The organism is Agrococcus sp. SCSIO52902 (assembly GCF_022983135.1).
Taxonomy (GTDB): Bacteria; Actinomycetota; Actinomycetes; order Actinomycetales; family Microbacteriaceae; genus Agrococcus; species Agrococcus sediminis.
The window spans coordinates 2570237-2589601 of record NZ_CP095269.1 but is presented as its reverse complement, the minus strand read 5'-3'; the positions used below and the strand labels follow the sequence as shown (position 1 = coordinate 2589601).

The 19365-nt window shown below is 74.2% G+C and carries 20 protein-coding genes and 1 pseudogene; 16 read left to right on the top strand and 5 right to left on the bottom strand.

The features are described 5' to 3' along the window. Positions 1 to 252: 252 nt before the first annotated feature. Positions 253 to 1167 (bottom strand): annotated as a pseudogene (locus tag MU522_RS12765) (TerC/Alx family metal homeostasis membrane protein); the annotation flags it as partial. A 206-nt stretch (positions 1168 to 1373) separates the two neighbouring features. Here MU522_RS12765 and ftsY point away from each other — a divergent pair. Next, positions 1374 to 2243 (top strand): signal recognition particle-docking protein FtsY, encoded by an 870-nt coding sequence (ftsY, locus tag MU522_RS12760; RefSeq protein WP_246991518.1) that lies wholly within the window; start codon positions 1374 to 1376, stop codon positions 2241 to 2243. A 4-nt stretch (positions 2244 to 2247) separates the two neighbouring features. On the opposite strand, the gene MU522_RS12755 is transcribed toward ftsY, so the two are convergent. Then, positions 2248 to 3411 carry an AMP-binding protein gene (locus tag MU522_RS12755; RefSeq protein ID WP_164877047.1) on the bottom strand — a complete coding sequence of 388 codons (1164 nt, stop codon included), beginning with the start codon at positions 3409 to 3411 and terminating at the stop codon, positions 2248 to 2250. Positions 3412 to 3496: 85 nt separating this feature from the next. On the opposite strand from MU522_RS12755, the gene ffh reads away from it, so the two are divergent. Both ffh and MU522_RS12745 read left to right on the top strand, forming a co-directional pair. Beyond that, complete coding sequence (gene ffh, locus MU522_RS12750) at positions 3497 to 5038, top strand: signal recognition particle protein (RefSeq protein ID WP_128188726.1); 1542 nt, start codon at positions 3497 to 3499, stop codon at positions 5036 to 5038. A 38-nt stretch (positions 5039 to 5076) separates the two neighbouring features. After that, positions 5077 to 5742, top strand: coding sequence for an NAD(P)H-binding protein (locus tag MU522_RS12745; protein WP_246991516.1), 666 nt, complete (start codon positions 5077 to 5079; stop codon positions 5740 to 5742). On the opposite strand, the gene MU522_RS12740 is transcribed toward MU522_RS12745, so the two are convergent. After that, positions 5739 to 6842: a GNAT family N-acetyltransferase gene (locus MU522_RS12740; RefSeq protein WP_246991514.1), complete on the bottom strand. Its 1104-nt coding sequence runs from the start codon at positions 6840 to 6842 to the stop codon at positions 5739 to 5741. The genes MU522_RS12745 and MU522_RS12740 overlap by 4 nt on opposite strands. Before the next feature lie 38 nt (positions 6843 to 6880). Between MU522_RS12740 and MU522_RS12735 the strand changes: the two genes are divergently transcribed. After that, complete coding sequence (locus MU522_RS12735) at positions 6881 to 7690, top strand: LLM class F420-dependent oxidoreductase (protein ID WP_246991512.1); 810 nt, start codon at positions 6881 to 6883, stop codon at positions 7688 to 7690. Here MU522_RS12735 and MU522_RS12730 read toward each other — a convergent pair. Then, on the bottom strand, positions 7687 to 8781 hold the full coding sequence (locus MU522_RS12730) for a glutamate--cysteine ligase (protein ID WP_164877046.1): 1095 nt from the start codon (positions 8779 to 8781) through the stop codon (positions 7687 to 7689). The genes MU522_RS12735 and MU522_RS12730 overlap by 4 nt on opposite strands. Before the next feature lie 185 nt (positions 8782 to 8966). Between MU522_RS12730 and rpsP the strand changes: the two genes are divergently transcribed. The 8 genes from rpsP to MU522_RS12690 all read left to right on the top strand — a co-directional run bounded on the left by rpsP (position 8967) and on the right by MU522_RS12690 (position 13856). Continuing rightward, complete coding sequence (gene rpsP / locus MU522_RS12725; protein WP_128188721.1) at positions 8967 to 9413, top strand: 30S ribosomal protein S16; 447 nt, start codon at positions 8967 to 8969, stop codon at positions 9411 to 9413. A gap of 2 nt (positions 9414 to 9415) precedes the next feature. After that, entirely contained in the window at positions 9416 to 9652 is a 237-nt protein-coding gene (locus MU522_RS12720) for an RNA-binding protein (RefSeq protein ID WP_128188720.1), read from the top strand. Positions 9653 to 9659: 7 nt separating this feature from the next. After that, complete coding sequence (rimM, locus tag MU522_RS12715; protein ID WP_225792779.1) at positions 9660 to 10382, top strand: ribosome maturation factor RimM; 723 nt, start codon at positions 9660 to 9662, stop codon at positions 10380 to 10382. Between the two features lie 3 nt (positions 10383 to 10385). Then, complete coding sequence (trmD, locus tag MU522_RS12710) at positions 10386 to 11150, top strand: tRNA (guanosine(37)-N1)-methyltransferase TrmD (RefSeq protein ID WP_146356875.1); 765 nt, start codon at positions 10386 to 10388, stop codon at positions 11148 to 11150. Positions 11151 to 11160: 10 nt separating this feature from the next. Beyond that, a complete protein-coding gene (locus MU522_RS12705; RefSeq protein ID WP_128188718.1) occupies positions 11161 to 11802 on the top strand; it encodes a hypothetical protein in 642 nt (213 codons plus the stop codon). A 169-nt stretch (positions 11803 to 11971) separates the two neighbouring features. Beyond that, positions 11972 to 12322: a 50S ribosomal protein L19 gene (rplS, locus tag MU522_RS12700; protein WP_128188717.1), complete on the top strand. Its 351-nt coding sequence runs from the start codon at positions 11972 to 11974 to the stop codon at positions 12320 to 12322. 134 nt (positions 12323 to 12456) lie between these two features. Beyond that, a complete protein-coding gene (gene lepB / locus MU522_RS12695) occupies positions 12457 to 13230 on the top strand; it encodes a signal peptidase I (RefSeq protein WP_246991510.1) in 774 nt (257 codons plus the stop codon). Continuing rightward, positions 13230 to 13856 (top strand): ribonuclease HII, encoded by a 627-nt coding sequence (locus tag MU522_RS12690; protein ID WP_192575893.1) that lies wholly within the window; start codon positions 13230 to 13232, stop codon positions 13854 to 13856. The genes lepB and MU522_RS12690 overlap by 1 nt, the downstream gene beginning before the upstream one ends. Positions 13857 to 13907: 51 nt before the next feature. On the opposite strand, the gene MU522_RS12685 is transcribed toward MU522_RS12690, so the two are convergent. Next, positions 13908 to 15731 (bottom strand): VWA domain-containing protein, encoded by a 1824-nt coding sequence (locus MU522_RS12685; RefSeq protein ID WP_246991508.1) that lies wholly within the window; start codon positions 15729 to 15731, stop codon positions 13908 to 13910. A 125-nt stretch (positions 15732 to 15856) separates the two neighbouring features. Here MU522_RS12685 and MU522_RS12680 point away from each other — a divergent pair, with 125 nt between their 5' ends. From MU522_RS12680 to dprA, 4 genes are all read left to right on the top strand, one after another. After that, positions 15857 to 16180, top strand: a complete 324-nt coding sequence (locus MU522_RS12680) for a DUF2469 domain-containing protein (RefSeq protein ID WP_123698192.1) — start codon at positions 15857 to 15859, stop codon at positions 16178 to 16180. A gap of 91 nt (positions 16181 to 16271) precedes the next feature. Next, the gene (locus MU522_RS12675; protein ID WP_246991506.1) at positions 16272 to 16625 is read left to right on the top strand and encodes a YraN family protein; all 354 of its coding nucleotides are present in this window, start codon (positions 16272 to 16274) and stop codon (positions 16623 to 16625) included. Beyond that, positions 16622 to 18133: a YifB family Mg chelatase-like AAA ATPase gene (locus MU522_RS12670; RefSeq protein ID WP_246991504.1), complete on the top strand. Its 1512-nt coding sequence runs from the start codon at positions 16622 to 16624 to the stop codon at positions 18131 to 18133. Before MU522_RS12675 ends, MU522_RS12670 begins: the two co-directional genes overlap by 4 nt. Next, positions 18130 to 19350, top strand: a complete 1221-nt coding sequence (dprA, locus tag MU522_RS12665; protein ID WP_246991502.1) for a DNA-processing protein DprA — start codon at positions 18130 to 18132, stop codon at positions 19348 to 19350. The genes MU522_RS12670 and dprA overlap by 4 nt, the downstream gene beginning before the upstream one ends. Positions 19351 to 19365 lie beyond the last annotated feature (15 nt).

Below are 19365 nucleotides of genomic sequence, written 5' to 3'. Positions count from 1 at the left end.
CTCCGGCTCCATGTCCTCGTGCGCCGCCTCGCGGAGCACGTCCTCGTGGAAGTCGGCGGCGGGCGCCTCCTTGCCCTTCGCGTCGACGACCTTGAGGCCGCCGGTGTGCGTCGACTCGACGCGCAGCGGGCGGTAGAACGTCGTGCCCGTGGCGTCGACGATGTGGTAGTGCCCGTCGGCGCCGAGCTCGGCCTCGGAGAGGCCCAGGTGCAGCGACGCGTCGCCGGTCTCCTTGGCCGCAACGCGCATCCGCACGAGCGATGCGACGGTCGCGATGACCATCGACGCGAGGATGACGATGAGCGAGTGCCAGGTCTCGATGTGGGGCACCCACTCGATCGGCTCGCCGTTGTTGAGGAACGGGAGCTCGTTGACCTCCATGGCGTGGAAGACGAGCTTCACGCCGATGAAGGCGAGGATCGCCGCGATGCCGTAGTGCAGGTAGACCAGGCGGTCGAGCAGGCCGCCGAGCAGGAAGTAGAGCTGGCGCAGGCCCATGAGGGCGAAGATGTTGCAGGCGAAGACCAGGAACGGGTCGGTCGTCACCGAGAAGATCGCCGGGATCGAGTCGATCGCGAACAGCAGGTCGGTCGTGCCGAGCGCGATGATCACCATCAGGAACGGGGTGAAGTACTTCACGCCGTCGATCTGCATCGACGTCTTGCCGCCGTTCCACTGGTCGGTGAAGTTCACGCGGCGCTTCAGCAGCCGCACGATGAGGTTGTCCTTCTCGCCCGACTCGTCCTCGTCGCCGAAGGCCTGCTTCCAGGCGACGTAGACCAGGTAGGCGCCGAAGATGTAGAACACCCACGAGAACGACTCGATGATCTGCACGCCGACGAGGATGAAGATGCCGCGCAGCACGATCGCGATCATGATGCCGATCATGAGCACGCGCTGCTGCATCTCCTTCGGCACCGTGAAGCGGCTCAGGATGATGATGAAGACGAAGAGGTTGTCGATCGAGAGCGAGTACTCGAGCAGCCAGCCGGTGACGAACTCGCCGGCCTTGACGCCGTCGCCCATCACCCACAGCACGCCGGCGAACACGAGCGCGAGACCGACGTAGACGCCGACCCAGGTCGTCGCCTCCTTCATGGAGGGCACGTGCGGCCGCTTCACGACGATCAGCAGGTCGAAGATGAGGATGGCGACGAGGATCGCCATGGAGGCGATCTCGAAGATCTGGTACGGAGTCAAGCGGAACGCCTCTCGGGTGGGGTGCGCGAACGGACGCGAACGTCTCTCCCGCGCAAGCTGCTGCGCCTCCGCGACCGGGAGCCCGAGGGCTCCGTGATGACGATCGCGGCGTGACGGGATACTCCCCTTCGCCAGGGGACGAGTCTACCCGGCCCGCCGCCTAGCATGGAGCCATGGCAGCGAAGTGGTCTCTCTCCGGCGCCCTGCGGGGCATGTTCCAGCGCGAGACCATCACGGAGGAGACCTGGGACGACCTCGAGACGGCCCTCATCACCGCCGACTTCGGCCCCGACATCACCGAGCAGCTCGTCGCCGCGCTGCGCGCCGACGTCGAGCGCCTCATGGTCGACGACCCGCAGGACCTCCGGCGCATGCTGCGGGAGCGGCTCGAGGAGCGGTTCGCCGCGTACGACCCGACGCTGTCGCTGCAGGAGCGGCCGGCGGTCATCCTCGTGGTGGGCGTCAACGGCGTCGGCAAGACCACCACGATCGGCAAGCTCGCCCGCTTCCTCGTCCGCAACGGCCAGTCGGTCGTCGTCGGCGCCGCGGACACCTTCCGCGCCGCCGCGGTCGAGCAGCTCGCCACGTGGGCGCAGCGCGCCGGCAGCGCGATCGTGCGCCCCGAGCGCGAGGGCCAGGACCCGGCATCCGTCGCCTTCCAGACGGTCGAGGCCGCGAAGGCGCACGGCCACGCGATGTGCATCGTCGACACCGCGGGCCGCCTGCACACCAAGGGCGGGCTCATGGACGAGCTCGGCAAGGTCAAGCGCGTCATCGAGAAGCAATCGCCCATCTCGGAGGTGCTGCTCGTGCTCGACGCGACCACCGGCCAGAACGGCGTGAGCCAGGCGCAGGCCTTCATCGAGCACGCCGGCATCACGGGCCTCGTCATCACGAAGCTCGACGGCTCGGCCAAGGGCGGCTTCATCCTCGCCGTGCAGGAGCGCACCGGCATCCCCATCAAGCTCATCGGGCAGGGCGAGGGCATCGACGACCTGACGGGCTTCACGCCGCACGTGTTCGTCGAGCAGCTGGTCGGTTGAGCCTTCAGTCCGCCGTGTCCGGCCGCGTGAGCGGCCCCACGATCGTCAGCATGCCGTCCTCGATGCGCGCCTGGTCCTCCGTGATGACGGTCGCGTGCGCGCCCCGCACCCACAGCAGCCCCGTCGCGTCGCCGCGCCCCGCGTGCCCGACGATGCCGAAGTCGCTGCCCGGGAGGCGCCGGCCCGCGGTGCCCGGGTGCGACGAGAGCACCTCCGGCGTCGCGAGCGCGACCGTGCCGGTCTGCACCGACCCGTAGGCGGTGAGCACGATCGGCCCCCACACGGCGTGCAGGCGGCGCACGAGGTCGGCGTCGAGGTCCTGCCCGGCGACGAGGATGCGCCGCAGCCGCGGCGGCGCCTCGCCGGTGCGCTCGAGCTCGTCGAGGATGCCCGTGAGCTGCCCGGGCGACGCCGAGACGACCGAGACGAAGCGGTCGCGGATGATGCGGATGCGGTCGGCCGGCGGCGTGTGGGCGGCGCTCACGAGCGTCGCGCCGGTGAGCAGCGCCATGCCGAGCAGCTGCAGCCCCTTGCCGCGGTGGAGGGGAGCGCACGCGAGCATCACGTCGGTGCCCTCGACGCCCAGCCGGTCGTGGATGCCGGCGAGCTGGCGCAGGCCCTGCACGCCCATCGCCCCCTGCACGTGGGTCGTCACGGTGCCCGCGAGCGACCGCGACGGCAGCGCGATGCGCGCGCGGCGGCGCGTGCGCCCGAGCCCCGAGCCGTCGGCCGCCGACCACTCGAGGATCTGCGCGCCCGTGACCGTCGGCCCCCGGTGCCACTCGGGCGCGTCGCCGTCGTGCACGAGCAGTGCGTCGCGGGGGATCGCCGGGCGCAGCTCCTCGAGGGAGCCGGGGCTGATCGGCATGACGTCGAGGCCGAGCCGAGCCGCACCGAGGAGCGCGACGGGCATCGCCGGTCCCGCGACGGCGACCACGACGGGCCGCGGGCGGCGCTCGAGCGGATCGAGGTACAGCACGGCGGCTGCGCCCTCGGCGGCCCGCCAGAGCTCGCCGAACGTGGCGCTCCAGCCGTCGACCACCAGCCCCAGCCGGTCGCCGTGCACCCGCGCGGCGTGCCGAGCCAGCGCGGTGATCGTGAAGCCGTGGCGCCGCACGCTGCGCCACAGCGACCTCGCGTGCGTCGGCGGCATGCCTCTCAGGCGCATCCCGTCCTCCTCGTGGTGACGCATCCAGCATGCCAGGCGGCCGCGCCCGAGGTCGGCGCGGCGCGGCGGTAGACTCGGGCCCACCATGGCTGCGTTCGGTTCCCTCTCCACCCGCCTCACCGAGACCCTCGCCAAGCTCCGCACGAAGGGCAAGCTCTCCGCCGCGGACGTCGACGGGACGGTGCGCGAGATCCGTCGCGCCCTGCTCGACGCCGACGTGGCGCTCGAGGTCGTCAAGTCCTTCACCGCCGCGGTGCGCGAGCGCGCGCTCGGCGCGGAGGTGTCGGAGGCGCTCAACCCCGCGCAGCAGGTCGTGAAGATCGTCAACGACGAGCTCGTCACGATCCTCGGCGGCGAGAGCCGTCGGCTCGAGCTGGCGAAGACGCCGCCGACCGTGATCATGCTCGCCGGCCTCCAGGGCGCGGGCAAGACGACCCTCGCGGGCAAGCTCGCCAAGCATCTCGCGGGGCAGGGGCACACGCCGCTGCTCGTCGCGAGCGACCTCCAGCGCCCGAACGCCGTCACGCAGCTGCAGGTGGTCGGCGGCCAGGCGGGCGTGCCCGTCTTCGCCCCGGAGCCCGGCAACGGCGTCGGCGACCCCGTGCGCGTCGCGCGCGACGGCGTCGCCGAGGCGCGTCGCCGCCAGCACGACATCGTCATCGTCGACACGGCCGGCCGCCTCGGCGTCGACGCCGACATGATGCGCCAGGCCGCAGACATCCGGAAGGCCGTGCAGCCCGACGAGGTGCTGTTCGTCATCGACGCGATGATCGGCCAGGACGCGGTCGCGACCGCGAAGGCCTTCCAGGAGGGCGTCGACTTCACCGGCGTCGTGCTCACGAAGCTCGACGGCGACGCCCGAGGCGGCGCGGCGCTCTCGATCCGCGGCCTCACCGGCAAGCCGATCCTCTTCGCCTCCACGGGCGAGACGCTCGACGACTTCGAGCCGTTCCACCCCGACCGCATGGCGAGCCGCATCCTCGACCTGGGCGACATCCTCACCCTCATCGAGCAGGCGCAGAAGGCGTTCGACGAGGAGGAGGCGCACCGCCTCGCCGAGGCGATCGCCACCGACGGCTTCACGCTCGAGGACTTCCTCAAGCAGATGCAGCAGCTGCGCAAGGCCGGCAACTTCAAGCAGATGCTCGGCATGCTCCCGGGCGCGAAGGGCATGCGCGAGGCGATCGACTCGTTCGACGAGCGCGAGCTCGTGCGCACCGAGGCCATCATCCAGTCGATGACCCCGCAGGAGCGCAAGCAGTCGAAGATCCTCAACGGCTCGCGCCGGCTGCGCATCGCGCGCGGCGCGGGCGTCACCGTCACCGACGTCAACCAGCTCATCGCGCGCTTCGAGCAGGCCGCCAAGATGATGAAGACCGTCGCGAAGGGCGGCGTGCCGAACATGCCCGGCATGGGACCGATGCCGCCCGGCATGCGCCAGCCCAAGAAGGGCGGCAAGCCGCAGGGCAAGCAGCTGAAGCGCTCCGGCAACCCCGCGAAGCGCACCGACGCGCCCGCCGCGCAGCCGCAGGGCAGCGCGTTCGGCGCGCCGAAGCCCGACGGCGCGTTCGGCCAGCTCTCCGACACCGACCAGGAGGCGCTGCAGCGCATGCTCGGCAACCGCTGATCCAGGCGGCGCGCGCCCGCGGCGCGTACGGTGGGCGCATGGCACGCATCCTCGTCCTCGGCGCCCACGGCAGGGTCGCCCTCCTCGCCCAGCGCATGCTCAGCGACGCCGGGCACACCGTCCACGGCGCCATCCGCAACCCCGACCACGCGGCCGAGGTCGCCGAGTCCGGCGCCGAGCCGATCGTGCGCGACCTCGAGCGGCTCGAGCAGGCGGGCGTCGACGAGCTGCTGCAGGGCTTCGACGTCGTCGTCTGGTCGGCCGGCGCCGGCGGCGGCTCGCCCGAGCGCACGCGCGCCGTCGACCAGGACGCGGCGCTGCGGGTGCTGGATGCCGTGACGCGGTCGGGCGCGCGGCTCGTGATGGTGTCGTACTTCGGCGCGAGCCGCGACCACGGCATCGCCCGGGACGACCCGTTCTTCGCCTACGCCGAGGCGAAGTCCATCGTCGACGAGGCGATCCGCGACTCCGGCGCCGACTGGGTGATCCTGGCGCCGTCGACCCTGACGATGGACGACGAGACCGGCATCGAGCTCGATGCGCCGGCCGGGTCGGTGCAGCCGGGCGAGATCCCGCGCGCCACCGTCGCCCGCATGATCGCCGAGGTCGTCGCGCACCCCGCCGTGCGCGGGCTGACGCTCCGCGCGAACCGCGGGGGCACGCCCGTCGCGGAGGCGCTCGGGTCGCTGCCCAACATGGGCTAGAGCTCGATCGACGCCATGTGCGAGCCGGAGACCTTCACGTAGCCGAGGCTCGCGTACAGCCCGTCGGCGCCCGTCGGGCTCGCGGTGTCGACGTCGAGCACGGCCGCCTCCATGCCGTCGGCCGCGAACGAGCGCATCCCGGCCGACAGCAGCGCGAGCGCGACGCGGCGGCCGCGGTAGGCGCGGCGCACGCCGAGCAGGTCGGTGTAGCCGAAGCGGTAGCCGCGCAGCGCGAAGTCGCCCTCGTAGCGGCTCGCGAGCTGGTACCCGACGACGAGCGGCGCGCCCGCCTCGAGGGCCGCGCGGGTGTCGTCGTCGGTCGAGGGGTCGGCGAGGAGCGCCGCGGTGTCGGGCGCGTCGTCGACGACGAGCCACGACCAGCCCGGCGCGAACTCGGTGCGGCCGCTCGTCCACTGCTCGTGGGTGGTCGGCTCGCTGCCCCAGTGGTCGCGGAACGCGTCGTTGTGCGCGAGCCTGGTGGGCTCGTCGAGCTCGGCGCTCCACGGCACGAGGCGCAGCGAGCCGGCGAGCTCGACCTCCGGGATGGGGTGCTCGGCGCCGAGCGGGCGCTTGAGGTCGGCGAACCACCGGCGCGGCTCGAAGCCGCCGGCCTCGTGCAGGCGCAGCTTCGACTCGGGCGCGTCGTCCTCGGCGAACGTCGCGATGCGCGCCGGCAGCTCCTTGCCGGAGGCCGCGAGCAGCTGCCGGGCGCGGGCGACGAGCCATGCCTGCAGCTGCGCGCCGATGCCCTCGCCGCGGCGCTCGGGGTGCACGTTGCCGAAGACGAAGGCCCGCACGGTGCGCGCGTCGCCGGGCCGGGTCTCGGCGAAGCCGGATGCGACGAGGCGGCCGTCGGGGTCGAAGCCCAGGATCGAGTCGGTCTCGAGCCGCTTCCAGGGTGCGGCGAGGCCGTCGCGCACCTCGTCGAGCGACTCGCGGTACGGCTCGCGGTCGGCCTCGCCGACGGCGCCGAGCAGCGCGGTGAGCGCCGGTGCGTCGTCGACGGTCGCCGGGCGCCACGTGAGGCCTCCGGCGGTGAGCGGCGGCAGGGTGTAGGGCGCGGCGGCGCGCTCGGCGATCGGGGCGAGGTCGGCGGTCACCGGACAAGGCTATGAGGCGGTGGCCCTAGGGTCGAGGCATGACCCACCGACCCACTCGCATCGGCGTGCAGCTCGCGCCGCAGCACACGACCATGCAGGCCACGATCGACGCCGCGCGGCGGCTCGAGGAGATGGGCGTCGACGCCGTCTTCGGCTGGGACCACTTCTTCCCGCTCTCGGGCGACGCCGACGGCGCGCACTTCGAGGCGACGGCGCAGCTCGCGGCGTGGGCCGTCGCGACCGAGCGCGTGCAGATCGGCCCGCTGGTGTTCTGCAACTCGTACCGCAACCCCGATCTGCTCGCCGATGTCGCGCGCACGATCGACCACATCTCGGGCGGCCGGTTCCTCTTCGGCATCGGCTCCGGATGGTTCGAGCGCGACTACCTGGAGTACGGCTACGACTTCGGCTCGGTCGGGTCGCGGCTCGACGCCCTCGCGGCGGCGCTCCCGCGCATCCGTGCCCGCTGGGAGCGGCTCAACCCGCCGCCGGTCGGCGCGATGCCCATCCTCATCGGCGGCAAGGGGGAGCGGAAGACGCTGCCGCTCGTCGCCCGGCACGCCGACATCTGGCACTCCTTCGTCGGCCCCGACGAGCTGCCGCACAAGCTCGACGTGCTGCGAGAGCAGTGCGACGCGCTCGGGCGCGACGTCGACGAGATCGAGGTGTCGAACGGCGCGAGCGTGCGCGACGGCGTCGGGGGCGTCGGCTTCGAGCGCCTCGACGCGCTGCACGCGGCAGGCACGCGGCTGCTGACGATCCCGCTCTCGGGCGACGACACGCCCGACGGCTACGCCCTCGACCGCGTGCCGGCCTTCCTCGAGTGGCGCGACCGGAAGAACGCCTAGGCCCGCAGCTGCTCGAGCAGCTCGTCGAGCACCGCGCGGTGCCCGCCGCGCGCGAAGGCGGCGCGCTGCAGCGCGGCCGAGCCGCCGCGCTCGACGACGCGCGTGACCGCGGCGAGCGAGCGCGTCGCGCCGAGGTCGGCGGCGATCGGCGCGAGCCGCTCGACCGCGTCGCCGAGCGCGTCGCGCACCGGCTGCAGCGTGCCGTCGGCGTCGACGATCGCGGTCGCGTCGAGCCCGTCGCGGGCCGAGCGCAGCTTGTTCTCGCGCACGAGCCACGAGGGCAGGTGGGCCGGCTCGTGCCCGGCGTCGAGCGCCCGCGACGCCTCCTCGACGAGGCAGTGCGTGAGCGCGGTCACCGCGGCGAGGTCGTCGATCGACGGCGCGCCGTCGGCGATGCGCACCTCGAGCGTGCCGAGCGTCGGCGACGGCCGCACGTCCCAGCGCAGCTCGGCGAGGTCGTCGATCACGCCCGCGCGCAGCATGTCGGCGAGGGTTCGCTCGTACTCCGCCCAGTCCTCGAGCATCGGCGGCAGCCCGCCCGTCGGCAGCTGCTGGAACAGCATCGTGCGGTGCGAGGCGTAGCCGGTGTCGGCGCCCTGCCAGAAGGGGCTCGAGGCCGAGAGCGCGAGGATGAGCGGCAGCCGGTCGAGCATCGTGCGCAGCAGCGGCACGACCTTGTCGCGCTGCTCGACGCCGACGTGGTTGTGCACGCCGAAGATGACGAGGCGGCGGCCCCAGTCGCCGGCCTTCTCGATCACGCGCCGGTAGCGCGGGTCGTCGCCCTGGCGCTGGTCGCGCCACTGGCTCGTCGGGTGCGTGCCGGTGCCCACGAGGGCCGCGCCGATCCGTCCGGCCGCCTCGACGGCCGTGTCGCGCATCCGCCGCAGCTCGTCGACCGCGTCGTCGGTGGTGTCGTGCACGCCCGTGATGAGCTCGATCATGCTCGTGAGGAACTCGTGGTCGAAGCGGCGGTCGCCGATCGCCCGCAGCAGCTCCTCGGCCCGCGGCACCATCTCGCCCGTCGCCGGGTCGACGACGGCCAGCTCCCACTCGACGCCGAGCGTCGAGCGGGCGGACGGTGCGAACTCCATGGCTCGAGGGTAGGGCCGCGCGGCCGGATGTCGCGCGGGTCGTGCCAGGGTGTGCCAGAATGGGGGGTCGAGCACGCGCCCCGACCCTCTACTCCGGCGCGCGCCGCTCACCGAGCTTTGCGGGTCGCGCATCACCCACGTGCGCAGGCCGCGGTGCAACCACGAGAACACAAAGCAGGAGAACTGTGGCAGTCAAGATCCGTCTGAAGCGCTTCGGCAAGATCCGCGCGCCCTACTACCGCGTCGTCGTGGCCGACTCGCGCACCAAGCGCGACGGCCGCGTCATCGAGGAGATCGGCAAGTACCACCCGACCGAGCACCCGTCGCTCATCGAGATCGACAGCGAGCGCGCGCAGTACTGGCTCGGCGTCGGCGCGCAGCCGACCGAGCAGGTCGCCGCGCTGCTGAAGCTCACCGGCGACTGGGGCAAGTTCTCGGGCGAGGGCTCGACCGAGAACCAGGTCAAGCAGCCCGAGGGCAAGAAGGCGTTCGTCGCCGACGAGGCCAAGAAGCCGGTGCTGAAGCCCAAGGCCGAGAAGCCCGCCGAGGCGCCCGCCCCGGCCGCGACCGAGTCGACCGACGCCGAGGAGGCCGCCCCGGCCGCCGACGAGGCCGAGAAGACCGAGTCCTGAGCATGCTGCGCGATGCTCTCGAGCACCTCGTGAAGGGGATCGTCGATCGCCCGGACGAGGTGCGCGTCGGCGCGCGCGACTCGCAGCGCGGCGAGGTCCTCGAGGTGCGCGTGCACCCCGAGGACCTCGGCCGCGTCATCGGGCGCGGCGGTCGCACCGCCGGCGCCCTGCGCACCGTCATCGGTGCGCTCCCCGGAGGACGCCGCGTCCGCGTGGACGTGGTGGACACCGATCGCTAGGCCCGCCGTGCCCGCGCGCACGCAGCTGCGCGTCGGCCGGCTCGCCAGGGCCCACGGGCTGAAGGGCGCGATCAAGGTCGAGCTCTACACCGACGAGCCCGAGCGTCGCTTCGTGCCCGGCGCGCGCTTCGCGCTGCAGGTGCCGACGTCGTCGAAGTGGCACGGCAAGTCGATCGAGCTGCTCGAGCTGCGCGTCTACAACGGCAGCCCCGTCGCGTTCTTCGCCGGCGTCACCGACCGCACCGAGGCCGAGTCGCTCATCAAGGCCGTGCTGTGGGTCGAGCAGGACGCCACCGAGCTGCCCGCCGAGCCCGACGCCTGGTACGTGCACCAGCTCGCCGGCCTCGACGTCTGGCGCGACGGCGAGCGCATCGGCCGCGTCATCCGCGTCGACCCGCTGCCCGCGCAGGACATGCTGATCGTCGAGCACCGCGGCGAGGAGGTCATGGTGCCGTTCGTGAAGGCGATCGTGCCCGAGGTCGACCTCCGCGCGGGCCGCATCACCGTCACGCCGCCGCCCGGGCTCTTCGAGGAGCTCGAGGCCGCCGACGACGAGCCCAACGCGCCGGCGACGTCCGGCGGCGACGCCGCGGCGGACGACGACGCGGCGCCCGTCGCAGCGACGGGTGCCGCGGCCGACGCTGCCCTCGCCGACGCGATGGTGGCCGACGTGCCCGCCGAGCCCGAGGCATCCGCCGACGGCGCCGGCGACCCGCCCGCGCGGGGCTGAGCCGTGCGCCTCGACATCATCACGATCTTCCCGGAGTTCTTCGGGGTGCTCGACGTCTCGCTGCTCGGACGGGCCCGCCGCGACGGGCTGCTCGAGCTGGGCGTGCACGACCTGCGGCAGTGGACCCACGACCGGCACCGCACCGTCGACGACACCCCCTACGGCGGCGGCGCCGGCATGGTCATGCGGCCCGAGCCGTGGGGCGAGGCCTTCGACGCGCTCCTCGGCCCGTCGGACGACGGCGCGGGGTCGGATGCGCTGGTCGTGTTCCCGACGCCCGCGGGCGTGCCCTTCACCCAGGCGCTCGCCCGGCAGCTCGCCGCCGAGCCGCGCATCGTCTTCGCGTGCGGCCGCTACGAGGGCATCGACGCGCGCGTCGCCGAGCACGTCGCGGGCCGCGCGCGCGTGCTCGAGGTCAGCCTCGGCGACTACGTGCTCAACGGCGGCGAGGTCGCGGTGATGGCGATGATCGAGGCGATCGGCCGGCTCGTGCCGGGCGTCGTCGGCAATCCGGAGTCGCTCGTCGAGGAGAGCCACGAGGCGGGCCTGCTCGAGCACCCGTCGTACACGAAGCCGCAGACCTGGCGCGGGCTCGAGGTGCCGGAGGTGCTGCGCAGCGGCAACCACGCGGCGATCGCCGCCTGGCGCCACGAGCAGGCGCTCGAGCGCACGCGCCGCGTGCGCCCCGACCTGCTGCCCGCCGACGAGGCGGGGGAGGGCGGCCAGCCCTCAGCGAACACCCGGGCGCGCCCTGCCGCCGATCGGTAGCCTCGGGGGCATGGCCACGAGCGCGAGCACCCCCGGCAGCCGGCGCCCGGCAGCGAACGGTGCCGACCGCCCCTGGCCGCTGCGCGCCTTCTTCTGGACGATGGTGGCCTCGATCATCGCGCTGCCCGCGTGGATCATGTTCGGCCGCGGGCTCGCCGGTGCGCCGCTCGGCGACGCGCTGCTGCTGCAGGCCTTCCTCGGCCCGGGCCTCGCGCTGCTCATCGGCCTCGTCGTGGGGCTCACCGTCGCGCGCAAGGAGGTGCGCCGGCCGCGCGCCGTCACGTGGCGCGACGTGCGCCTCATCGGCCCCTGGCTGCTCGTCATCGCGCTCATGGGCCTCACGGTGGTCGACACCGCCGGCGGCCGCACCGGCAGCGCGCTCACCGCGTGGCTCGGCGACGGCTGGCTCACCGCATCCCAGTCGTTCACCGCCATCGCCGTGATGGCGACCATCATCGGCGGCGCGGTGCTCGCGTGGCTCCAGGTGCTCGAGCTCGGCCGCGAGACGCGCGCCCGCGTCGAGCGCGTCGTCGCCGACCTGCAGGCGCCCGTCATCGAGCAGCGCGCCCGCCAGGAGGACGCCGCTTTCGAGCGCATCGACGGCCCGCAGGCGGGCCGCGTCATCCGCATCGAGGACGACGACCGGCGCTGACGCCGCGCTCGGGTTCGCGCCGGGCATCCGCGTGTGGCAGAATGGCCCGTTGGTGCCATGCACTGCTCCCGCTCTCGAGCGGCCTCTGCCACAGGGGAGAGCACACCGGCACCCCACCCCGAACCCAGAACGCGGCCGACCTGTGGCGGCTGCAGAGAGCGATACCGCCATGCACATCCTCGACAAGGTCGACGCAGCCAGCCTCCGCACCGACGTCCCCGACTTCCGCCCCGGCGACAACGTCAAGGTCCACGTCAACATCATCGAGGGCTCGCGCTCGCGCGTCCAGATCTTCCAGGGCGTCGTCATCGGCCGCTCGGGCCACGGCGTCCGCGAGACCTTCACGGTCCGCAAGGTGTCGTTCCAGGTCGGCGTCGAGCGCACCTTCCCCGTGCACTCCCCGGTCATCGACCGGATCGAGCTCGTCAGCCGCGGCGACGTCCGCCGCGCGAAGCTCTACTACCTGCGCGGCCTGCGCGGCAAGGCCGCCAAGATCCGCGAGAAGCGCGACCACTCCTGATCGACGCGAACGGGGCCGGCGGCATGCCGGCCCCGTTCGTCGTGCTCGTGGCCGAATCGTGATCGACGGCGGCGCGCGCGGCGCGGGGCGGGCACGCGCTCGCACCTAGACTTGCCGAGGGCGAAAGGGCGGGGATGACGGAGACGGTCGAGACCGGCGAGACGGGCCGGGGCGACGGCGGATCCGGGCGCGGCTTCCTGCTGTTCCTGCGCGACCTGGCCGTCATCTTCCTGGTCGCGCTGCTGATCTCGTTCCTCGTGAAGACGTTCCTGATCCGGCCGTTCTGGATCCCGTCCGAGTCGATGAACGACACCCTGCAGGTCGACGACCGCATCATCGTGAGCCTCCTGACGCCGACGGTCTTCGCGATCGACCGCGGCGAGGTCGTCGTGTTCGAGGATCCGGGCGGCTGGCTGCCCGAGCCGCAGCAGGAGGAGGAGACGGGCCTCGTCGGCGCGATCGACTGGTTCCTGACCTTCGTCGGCCTCGCGCCGGAGGACGACCACGGCTACCTCATCAAGCGCGTCATCGGCCTGCCCGGCGACCGCGTGCAGTGCTGCAACGAGTTCGGGCAGCTCACGGTCAACGGCGTGCCCATCGACGAGCCCTACCTCCACCTCGACCTCGCCGGCCAGCCCGCGAGCTCCATGTCGTTCGACGTGACGGTGCCCGAGGGCCACCTGTGGGTGCTCGGCGACAACCGCAACCACTCGGGCGACTCCCGCGCGCACATGGACGCCCCGGGCGGCGGCTTCGTGCCCATCGCCTCCGTCGTCGGCCGCGCCGTGCTCATCTCGTGGCCCGTCGAGCGCTGGACGTGGCTCGACAGCTACGACTCGTCCTTCGTCGGCGTCGAGCCGCAGGGCGCGGCGGTCGCGCGCGAGCTGCCGCTCGTCGTCCCGGGCTGATGCCTGCGGTGCCGACGCTCGAGCTCGAGCGGGAGCTGTGGGCGGATGCGTCCCTCGTCATCGGGATGGACGAGGTCGGCCGCGGCGCGCTCGCCGGGCCGGTCAGCGTCGGCGCGCTCGCGCTCGGCGCCGACTGCGGGCCGACGCCCGAGCACCTGCGCGACTCGAAGACGATGACCGTGCTGCGGCGCACGGCGACGGCGCCGCTCGTGCGCTCGTGGGGGGTGAGCGCCGTCGGGCACGCGACGAACGAGGAGATCGACCGGCTCGGCATCCAGGTGGCGCTCGGCCTCGCCGGCCGCCGCGCGCTCGTCGGGCTCCACGAGGCCGGCATCGACGTGCCGCGCGCCGCGATCCTCCTCGACGGCACGCACGACTGGCTCGCGCCGGCGCTGCGCGCCCCCGTGCGCACGATCCTGCGCGCCAAGGCCGACCGCGACTGCGCCTCCGTCTCGGGCGCCGCGCTCGTCGCGAAGGTCGAGCGCGACGGGCGCATGGTGGAGGCCGATGGCGTGCACCCCGGCTACGGCTGGCACTCGAACAAGGGCTACGGCTCCGCGGCCCACCTCAGCGCGATCGCCGAGCTCGGGCCGAGCGCGCTGCACCGGCGCACCTGGCTGCACTGACGCATCCGCGCCCGTCGGCGCAGCCGCGCACTGCGCCGCCGCGCGCCGGGCTCAGACGTCGAAGGAGCGGCGGGAGCGCCGTTGCCAGAGCCACACGACGAGCGCGATGATCGCGATGAGCACGGCGCCGATCGCGACGAGCACGCCGATGAGCGCCCACGGCACGGCCGTCTGCCCGGGCTGCACCGCCTCGCCCGCCGCCTGCTCGCCGTCGGTCGGCGGCGGCGCGGTGCCCGAGAGGTCGGGTGCGCCCTGGGCCTCGCCGACCACCTCGATGGTGACGATGAGGCGCGAGGGGGTCGTGCCCGCGTCGGCGCCGAAGCCGACGGCGACGATGTGCTCGCCCGACAGCACCGCGCGCCGCACGAGGCCCGGGTTGGCGTCGAAGCGCACGGGCGCGGTGGTCGCGGCGACCGCGTCGCCCGCCTCGGGCATCGCCTGCGACCAGCGCGTGCCGTCGGCCGTGGTCGCGAGCAGCGCCGCGACATCCGCCCCCACGGGGTCGAGCACCTGCAGGATGCCCCACGCGTTCGCGGGCGCCGGGAACGCCGGGTCGAGGCTCGCGTGCACGCGCACCGACTGGCCCCAGTCGGCCTGCACCCGGAAGAACTGGAACTCGCTCGGCAGCATCTCGGTCGTGTAGGAGCCGGGCTCGACGAGCGGCGCGTCGTTGAGGCTCGAGCCGCCGACGGCGGCGCCCGCAGCCCCGTCGGCGGGGAGCGAGAGCTCCCAGCCGCGCTCCGCGTCGATCGGCGGCGGCAGCTGCGCGGCGTCGCTCGGCCACGCGTGCTCGGCGATGCGCAGCTCGAAGGGCACCGGCGCGTCGGGCGGCGTCACCACGTCGAGCCGCAGCAGCAGCTGCTCGGCTGTTGCGCACGGGTGCTGCGGCGAGCCCTCGGCGGCCGAGAGCCGGCCGGTGAAGACCGAGAAGCGGTCGTCGCCGAGCGCGATGATGTCGGTCGTGTCGCACGGCTCGCCCGCGAGGGTGCTGAGCGACGCGTCGACCTCGAGGCTGCCCTCGTGCGGCAGGCGGCCGGCGAGCCCGACGTGGATGACCGACCCGGGCCGGGTGCGCTCGACGAGGTAGTGCAGCGAGGCGACGTCGCCGCCGAGCTCGTCGACGTACTGCGTGCCGGGCACGAGCGCGGGCGCCCCCTCCGCTTCGGCGACCCCGTCGATGGGCTCGCCGACGACGTCGAAGGGGCGGAACGCGCGCGTCGAGAGCCGCTCGAGCGCGTGCTGCAGGCTCGAGGCCTCCGACACGTCGAGGTAGTCGCCCCGGCCGCGGTCGGCGACGCACTGCAGCTGCTCGCGCGCAGCGTCGTCGACGTCGAAGCCGATGACGTCGATGCGCATCGCGATGTCGTTCGCCGTCAGCTCGGCCGCGACGACGCAGGGGTCGGGCTCGCAGTTGGCGATGCCGTCCGAGACGAGCAGGATCGCGCGCTGGCCCGCGTCGCCGAGGTCGGCGCCGGCCTGCTGCAGCGCGTGCCCGATCGGCGTCTCGCCGGCGGGGGAGAGGGCGTCGACGGATGCGCGGAGCGCGTCGCGGTTGTCGGTGCCGATGGGCACGAGCAGCTGCGAGTCGCTGCAGGAGGCGGCGCTCCTGAGCTCGGTCGCGCCGAAGACGCGCAGGCCCACGCGGTTGGGGTCGGGCAGCTCGCCGATCACGACGCCGAGGGCCGACTGCGCCGCGTCCATGCGCGAGGTGCCGTCGGTGGTGGGCTCGGCCATCGAGCCCGAGGAGTCGACGACGATCATGAGCCCGCCGTCGCCGGGCGAGGGCGACGTCGCGGTCGCCGGGGCGGGCTGGAGCGCGCCCGCGGCGAGCGCGAGCGCGCCGCTGAGCGCGAGCGTCAGGACCATCCGCCGCATGGCAGCTCCGTTCCGTGCAAAGTTTCCGGTTCAGAATCTACGACCTCCGGGCTGTGCGCGGTGCGCAGCGCGCCTCAGCATCTGCGAAGCGGTCGCCCTGGGTCGGGTGGACATACGATGGCGGCATGGAACCCGAGGACATCGAGGACTACGACCGCGAGGTCGAGCTGGCCCTCTTCAAGGAGTATCGAGACGTCGTCGGCATGTTCAAGCACGTGGTCGAGACCGAGCGCCGCTTCTACCTCGCGAACGACGTGAAGGTCACGCGGCACGACGCCGGCACCGACTTCTACTTCGAGCTCGAGCTCACCGACGTGTGGGTGTGGGATATCTACCGCTCCGACCGCTTCATCAAGTCGGCGCGGGTGCTGACGTTCAAGGACGTCAACGTCGAGGAGCTCGCCTCGCGCGACCTGGAGCTGCCGAAGGACCTCGCGATCGAGGAGTGACCGGCGACGGCCGCCGGGCGACGGCGGCCGTTCTCCACAGGCGGGCACCGCTCCCGCCCGCGTGCCGCCGCGCATCCGCTTCCATGCCCGCATGCGAGCGAAGGATCAGCTGGGCCTCGACGGCGAGGCGGCCGCGAGCGTGCACCTCGAGCGGGCGGGCATGCGCATCATCGACCGCCGATGGCGCTGCCCGCACGGCGAGCTCGACATCGTCGCCGTCGACGGCGACACGCTCGTCTTCGTCGAGGTGAAGACCCGCCGCGGGCTCGGCTTCGGGCACCCGTTCGAGGCGATCACGCCCGACAAGGTGCGGCGGCTGCGCACGCTCGCGGGGCTGTGGCTCTCGGCCACCGGGCATCGCGGCCCGATCCGCATGGATGCCGTGGGCGTCATCGCGCCGCGCTCGGGCACGTGGCGGGTCGAGCACCTGCGGGGCATCGAGTGAGCGGCTTCGGCCGCGCCGCGTGCGTCGCGCTGCAGGGGCTCGCGGGCGTCGGCGTGCAGATCGAGGTGCACGCCTCGGCGGGGCTGCCGCGCGTGCACATCGTCGGGTTGCCCGACCGCGCGGTGCAGCAGGCGCAGCACCGCACCTGGAGCGCCATCGCCCGCATGGGGCTCAGCGCCCCGCAGGGCAAGACCGTGATCAACCTCACGCCCGCGTCGCTGCCGAAGGCGGGCACCCACTTCGACCTGGCGATGGCCGTCGCGGTGCTGCGCACCTCCGGGGTGGTGCCGCCCGACGACGGCGAGACGGCGCTGCTGGGCGAGCTGGGGCTCGACGGCCGCCTGCGGCCGGTCGCGGGCACGCTGCCGCTCGCCCGCGCCGCGGCCGAGGCGGGCATGACCCGCGTCGTCGTGCCCACGGCGTCCGTCGACGAGGCGTCGCTCGTGGCGGGCCTGCGCGTGCTGGGTGCGCCGAGCCTCGCCCACGCGGCGGCGCTGCTCGGCGCCGAGCTCGACCCGGAGCCCGTCGAGCCCGTCACCGCGGCGCCCGCGCCGCAGCGGGAGGCGGCGGCGCTCGACCTCGCCGACGTGGTCGGCAACCGCGACGCCGTCGCCGCGCTCGAGGTCGCCGCCGCCGGCGCGCACCACCTGATGATGGTGGGGCCGCCCGGCGCGGGCAAGACGATGCTGGCGATGCGGCTGCCGGGCATCCTGCCGCCGCTCGAGCCCGAGCAGGCGCTCGAGGTCGCGTCGCTGCGCTCGCTCGCGGGCGAGCCCCCGCCCGCGACGCTCGACGTCGTGCCGCCGTTCGAGCAGCCGCACCACTCGGCGACCGCGGCAGCGCTCATCGGCGGCGGCTCGGGCACGATCCGGCCCGGCGCCGCGGCCCGCGCGACGCACGGCGTGCTCTTCCTCGACGAGGCGCCCGAGTTCCCGCGCACCGTGCTCGACATGCTGCGCCAGCCGCTCGAGTCGGGCACCATCACGATCCACCGCGCGGCGGGCGTCGCAGCCTTCCCCGCGCGCTTCCAGCTGCTGCTCGCCGCGAACCCGTGCCCGTGCGGGCTCTTCGGCACCGGCGACTGCACGTGCGCGCCGCAGCAGCGGCGGCGCTACTTCGGCCGGCTCTCCGGTCCGCTGCTCGACCGCGTCGACCTCCACGTGCGCGTCGACCGCGTCGCGCCCGGTCTCGACGGCGACCGGCGGACGACCGCGGATGCGTCGGCGCGGGTCGCCGAGGCCCGCGCCCGCGCGGCGCGCAGGCTGGCCGGCACCGGCTGGACGGCGATGGGCCACGTGCCGGGCCCGTGGCTGCGCCGCAGCCTCCCGCTCGACGCGAGCCTGCTCGCGCCGCTGGTCGTCGCGGTCGAGCGGGGCGCGCTGACGATGCGCGGCATGGACCGCGCCGTGCGCGTCGCGTGGACGATGGCCGACCTCGACGGCGCCGACGCGCCGACGCGCGCCCACATCGGGCGCGCGCTCGCCCTCAGGAAGGGGATCCCGGCATGACGCCGTTCCGACTCGAGCCCGCGCGGCTGCGCGAGGCGGTCGTCCCGACGCTGCCGCCGGGCGCGACCGAGCCCGATGACGCGGCCGTGGCCGCCCGCTTCGCCGCCGGTGCCTGGACGGTGCTGCCCGAGCCGGGCGACGGCGCCGCAGGCATCGTGCGCGAGCGGCTCGGTCCGGTGCGCGCGCTGCAGCTCCTGGTGGAGGGCGCCTCGGCCGCCGACTGGGGTCGGGAGCTCGACGACGCCGACGATCGGCGCGCGGTGGCCGACGCGCTCGGCCGCTGGCAGCCCCGCCTCGCCGCCGAGCGCATCCTCGCCGCCTTCTCGCAGGGCGCAGCATTCGGGCAGCGGCTCGTGACGCGCGACGACGTGCACTGGCCCGCCGGGCTCGACGAGCTCGGCCCGCACGCGCCGGCCGCGGTCTGGGTGCGCGGCGACCCGGCGGCCCTGTCGGCCTGCGCGCGCTCGACCGCGCTGGTCGGCTCGCGCGCGTCGTCGGGCTACGGCGAGCTCGTCACCGCGCAGCTCGCCTCCGGGCTCGTCGCGCGCGGCTTCGCCGTCGTCTCCGGCGGCGCCTACGGCATCGACGGCGCCGCGCACCGGGCCGCGCTCGCGGCGGGAGGCACGACGGTCGCGGTGCTCGCCGGCGGGCTCGACCGCTTCTACCCGGCCGGGCACGACGAGCTGCTGCGGCGGGTCGCCTCGAGCGGCTGCGTCATCGCCGAGGCGCCCAGCGGCGTGCCGCCCACCCGCTGGCGCTTCCTCGCGCGCAACCGGCTGATCGCGGCGCTCGCGAGCGCGACGGTCGTCGTCGAGGCGGGGCAGCGATCGGGCTCGATCAACACGGCGGGGCACGCGGCGGCCCTCGGGAGGCCGCTCGGCGCGGTGCCCGGTCCGGTCACCTCCGGCTCCAGCACCGGCTGCCACCGACTGCTGCGCGAGTACGGCGCGGCAGTGGTCGAGCGCGCGGAGCACGTCGTAGAGATGCTCGACGGCCCGGGCGAGGAGCAGCACGCGCTCGGCGGGATGACGAGCGACGAGCTGCGGGTGCTCGACGCCCTGAGCGCCCGCGCACCGCGGGGCGTCGACGAGCTGGCGGTGCGCACGGGCATGGCGAGGGGCGACGTGGTCGCGTCGCTCGCGCTCCTCGAGCTCGGCGCCCGGGCCCTCGAGCGCGCGAGCGGCTGGGTGCGGGCCGCGCAGCAGGGGAGCGGGTGAGCGGGCGCCGCGCCC

What these genes read in the sequence shown, in the direction of transcription:
- ftsY (WP_246991518.1), top strand. Translation starts at nt 1,374, where the DNA reads ATGGCAGCGAAGTGGTCTCTCTCCGGCGCCCTGCGGGGCATGTTCCAG.
- MU522_RS12755 (WP_164877047.1), bottom strand. Translation starts at nt 3,411, where the DNA reads ATGCGCCTGAGAGGCATGCCGCCGACGCACGCGAGGTCGCTGTGGCGC.
- ffh (WP_128188726.1), top strand. Translation starts at nt 3,497, where the DNA reads ATGGCTGCGTTCGGTTCCCTCTCCACCCGCCTCACCGAGACCCTCGCC.
- MU522_RS12745 (WP_246991516.1), top strand. Translation starts at nt 5,077, where the DNA reads ATGGCACGCATCCTCGTCCTCGGCGCCCACGGCAGGGTCGCCCTCCTC.
- MU522_RS12735 (WP_246991512.1), top strand. Translation starts at nt 6,881, where the DNA reads ATGACCCACCGACCCACTCGCATCGGCGTGCAGCTCGCGCCGCAGCAC.
- MU522_RS12730 (WP_164877046.1), bottom strand. Translation starts at nt 8,781, where the DNA reads ATGGAGTTCGCACCGTCCGCCCGCTCGACGCTCGGCGTCGAGTGGGAG.
- MU522_RS12720 (WP_128188720.1), top strand. Translation starts at nt 9,416, where the DNA reads ATGCTGCGCGATGCTCTCGAGCACCTCGTGAAGGGGATCGTCGATCGC.
- MU522_RS12705 (WP_128188718.1), top strand. Translation starts at nt 11,161, where the DNA reads ATGGCCACGAGCGCGAGCACCCCCGGCAGCCGGCGCCCGGCAGCGAAC.
- rplS (WP_128188717.1), top strand. Translation starts at nt 11,972, where the DNA reads ATGCACATCCTCGACAAGGTCGACGCAGCCAGCCTCCGCACCGACGTC.
- lepB (WP_246991510.1), top strand. Translation starts at nt 12,457, where the DNA reads ATGACGGAGACGGTCGAGACCGGCGAGACGGGCCGGGGCGACGGCGGA.
- MU522_RS12690 (WP_192575893.1), top strand. Translation starts at nt 13,230, where the DNA reads ATGCCTGCGGTGCCGACGCTCGAGCTCGAGCGGGAGCTGTGGGCGGAT.
- MU522_RS12685 (WP_246991508.1), bottom strand. Translation starts at nt 15,731, where the DNA reads ATGCGGCGGATGGTCCTGACGCTCGCGCTCAGCGGCGCGCTCGCGCTC.
- MU522_RS12680 (WP_123698192.1), top strand. Translation starts at nt 15,857, where the DNA reads ATGGAACCCGAGGACATCGAGGACTACGACCGCGAGGTCGAGCTGGCC.
- MU522_RS12675 (WP_246991506.1), top strand. Translation starts at nt 16,272, where the DNA reads ATGCGAGCGAAGGATCAGCTGGGCCTCGACGGCGAGGCGGCCGCGAGC.
- dprA (WP_246991502.1), top strand. Translation starts at nt 18,130, where the DNA reads ATGACGCCGTTCCGACTCGAGCCCGCGCGGCTGCGCGAGGCGGTCGTC.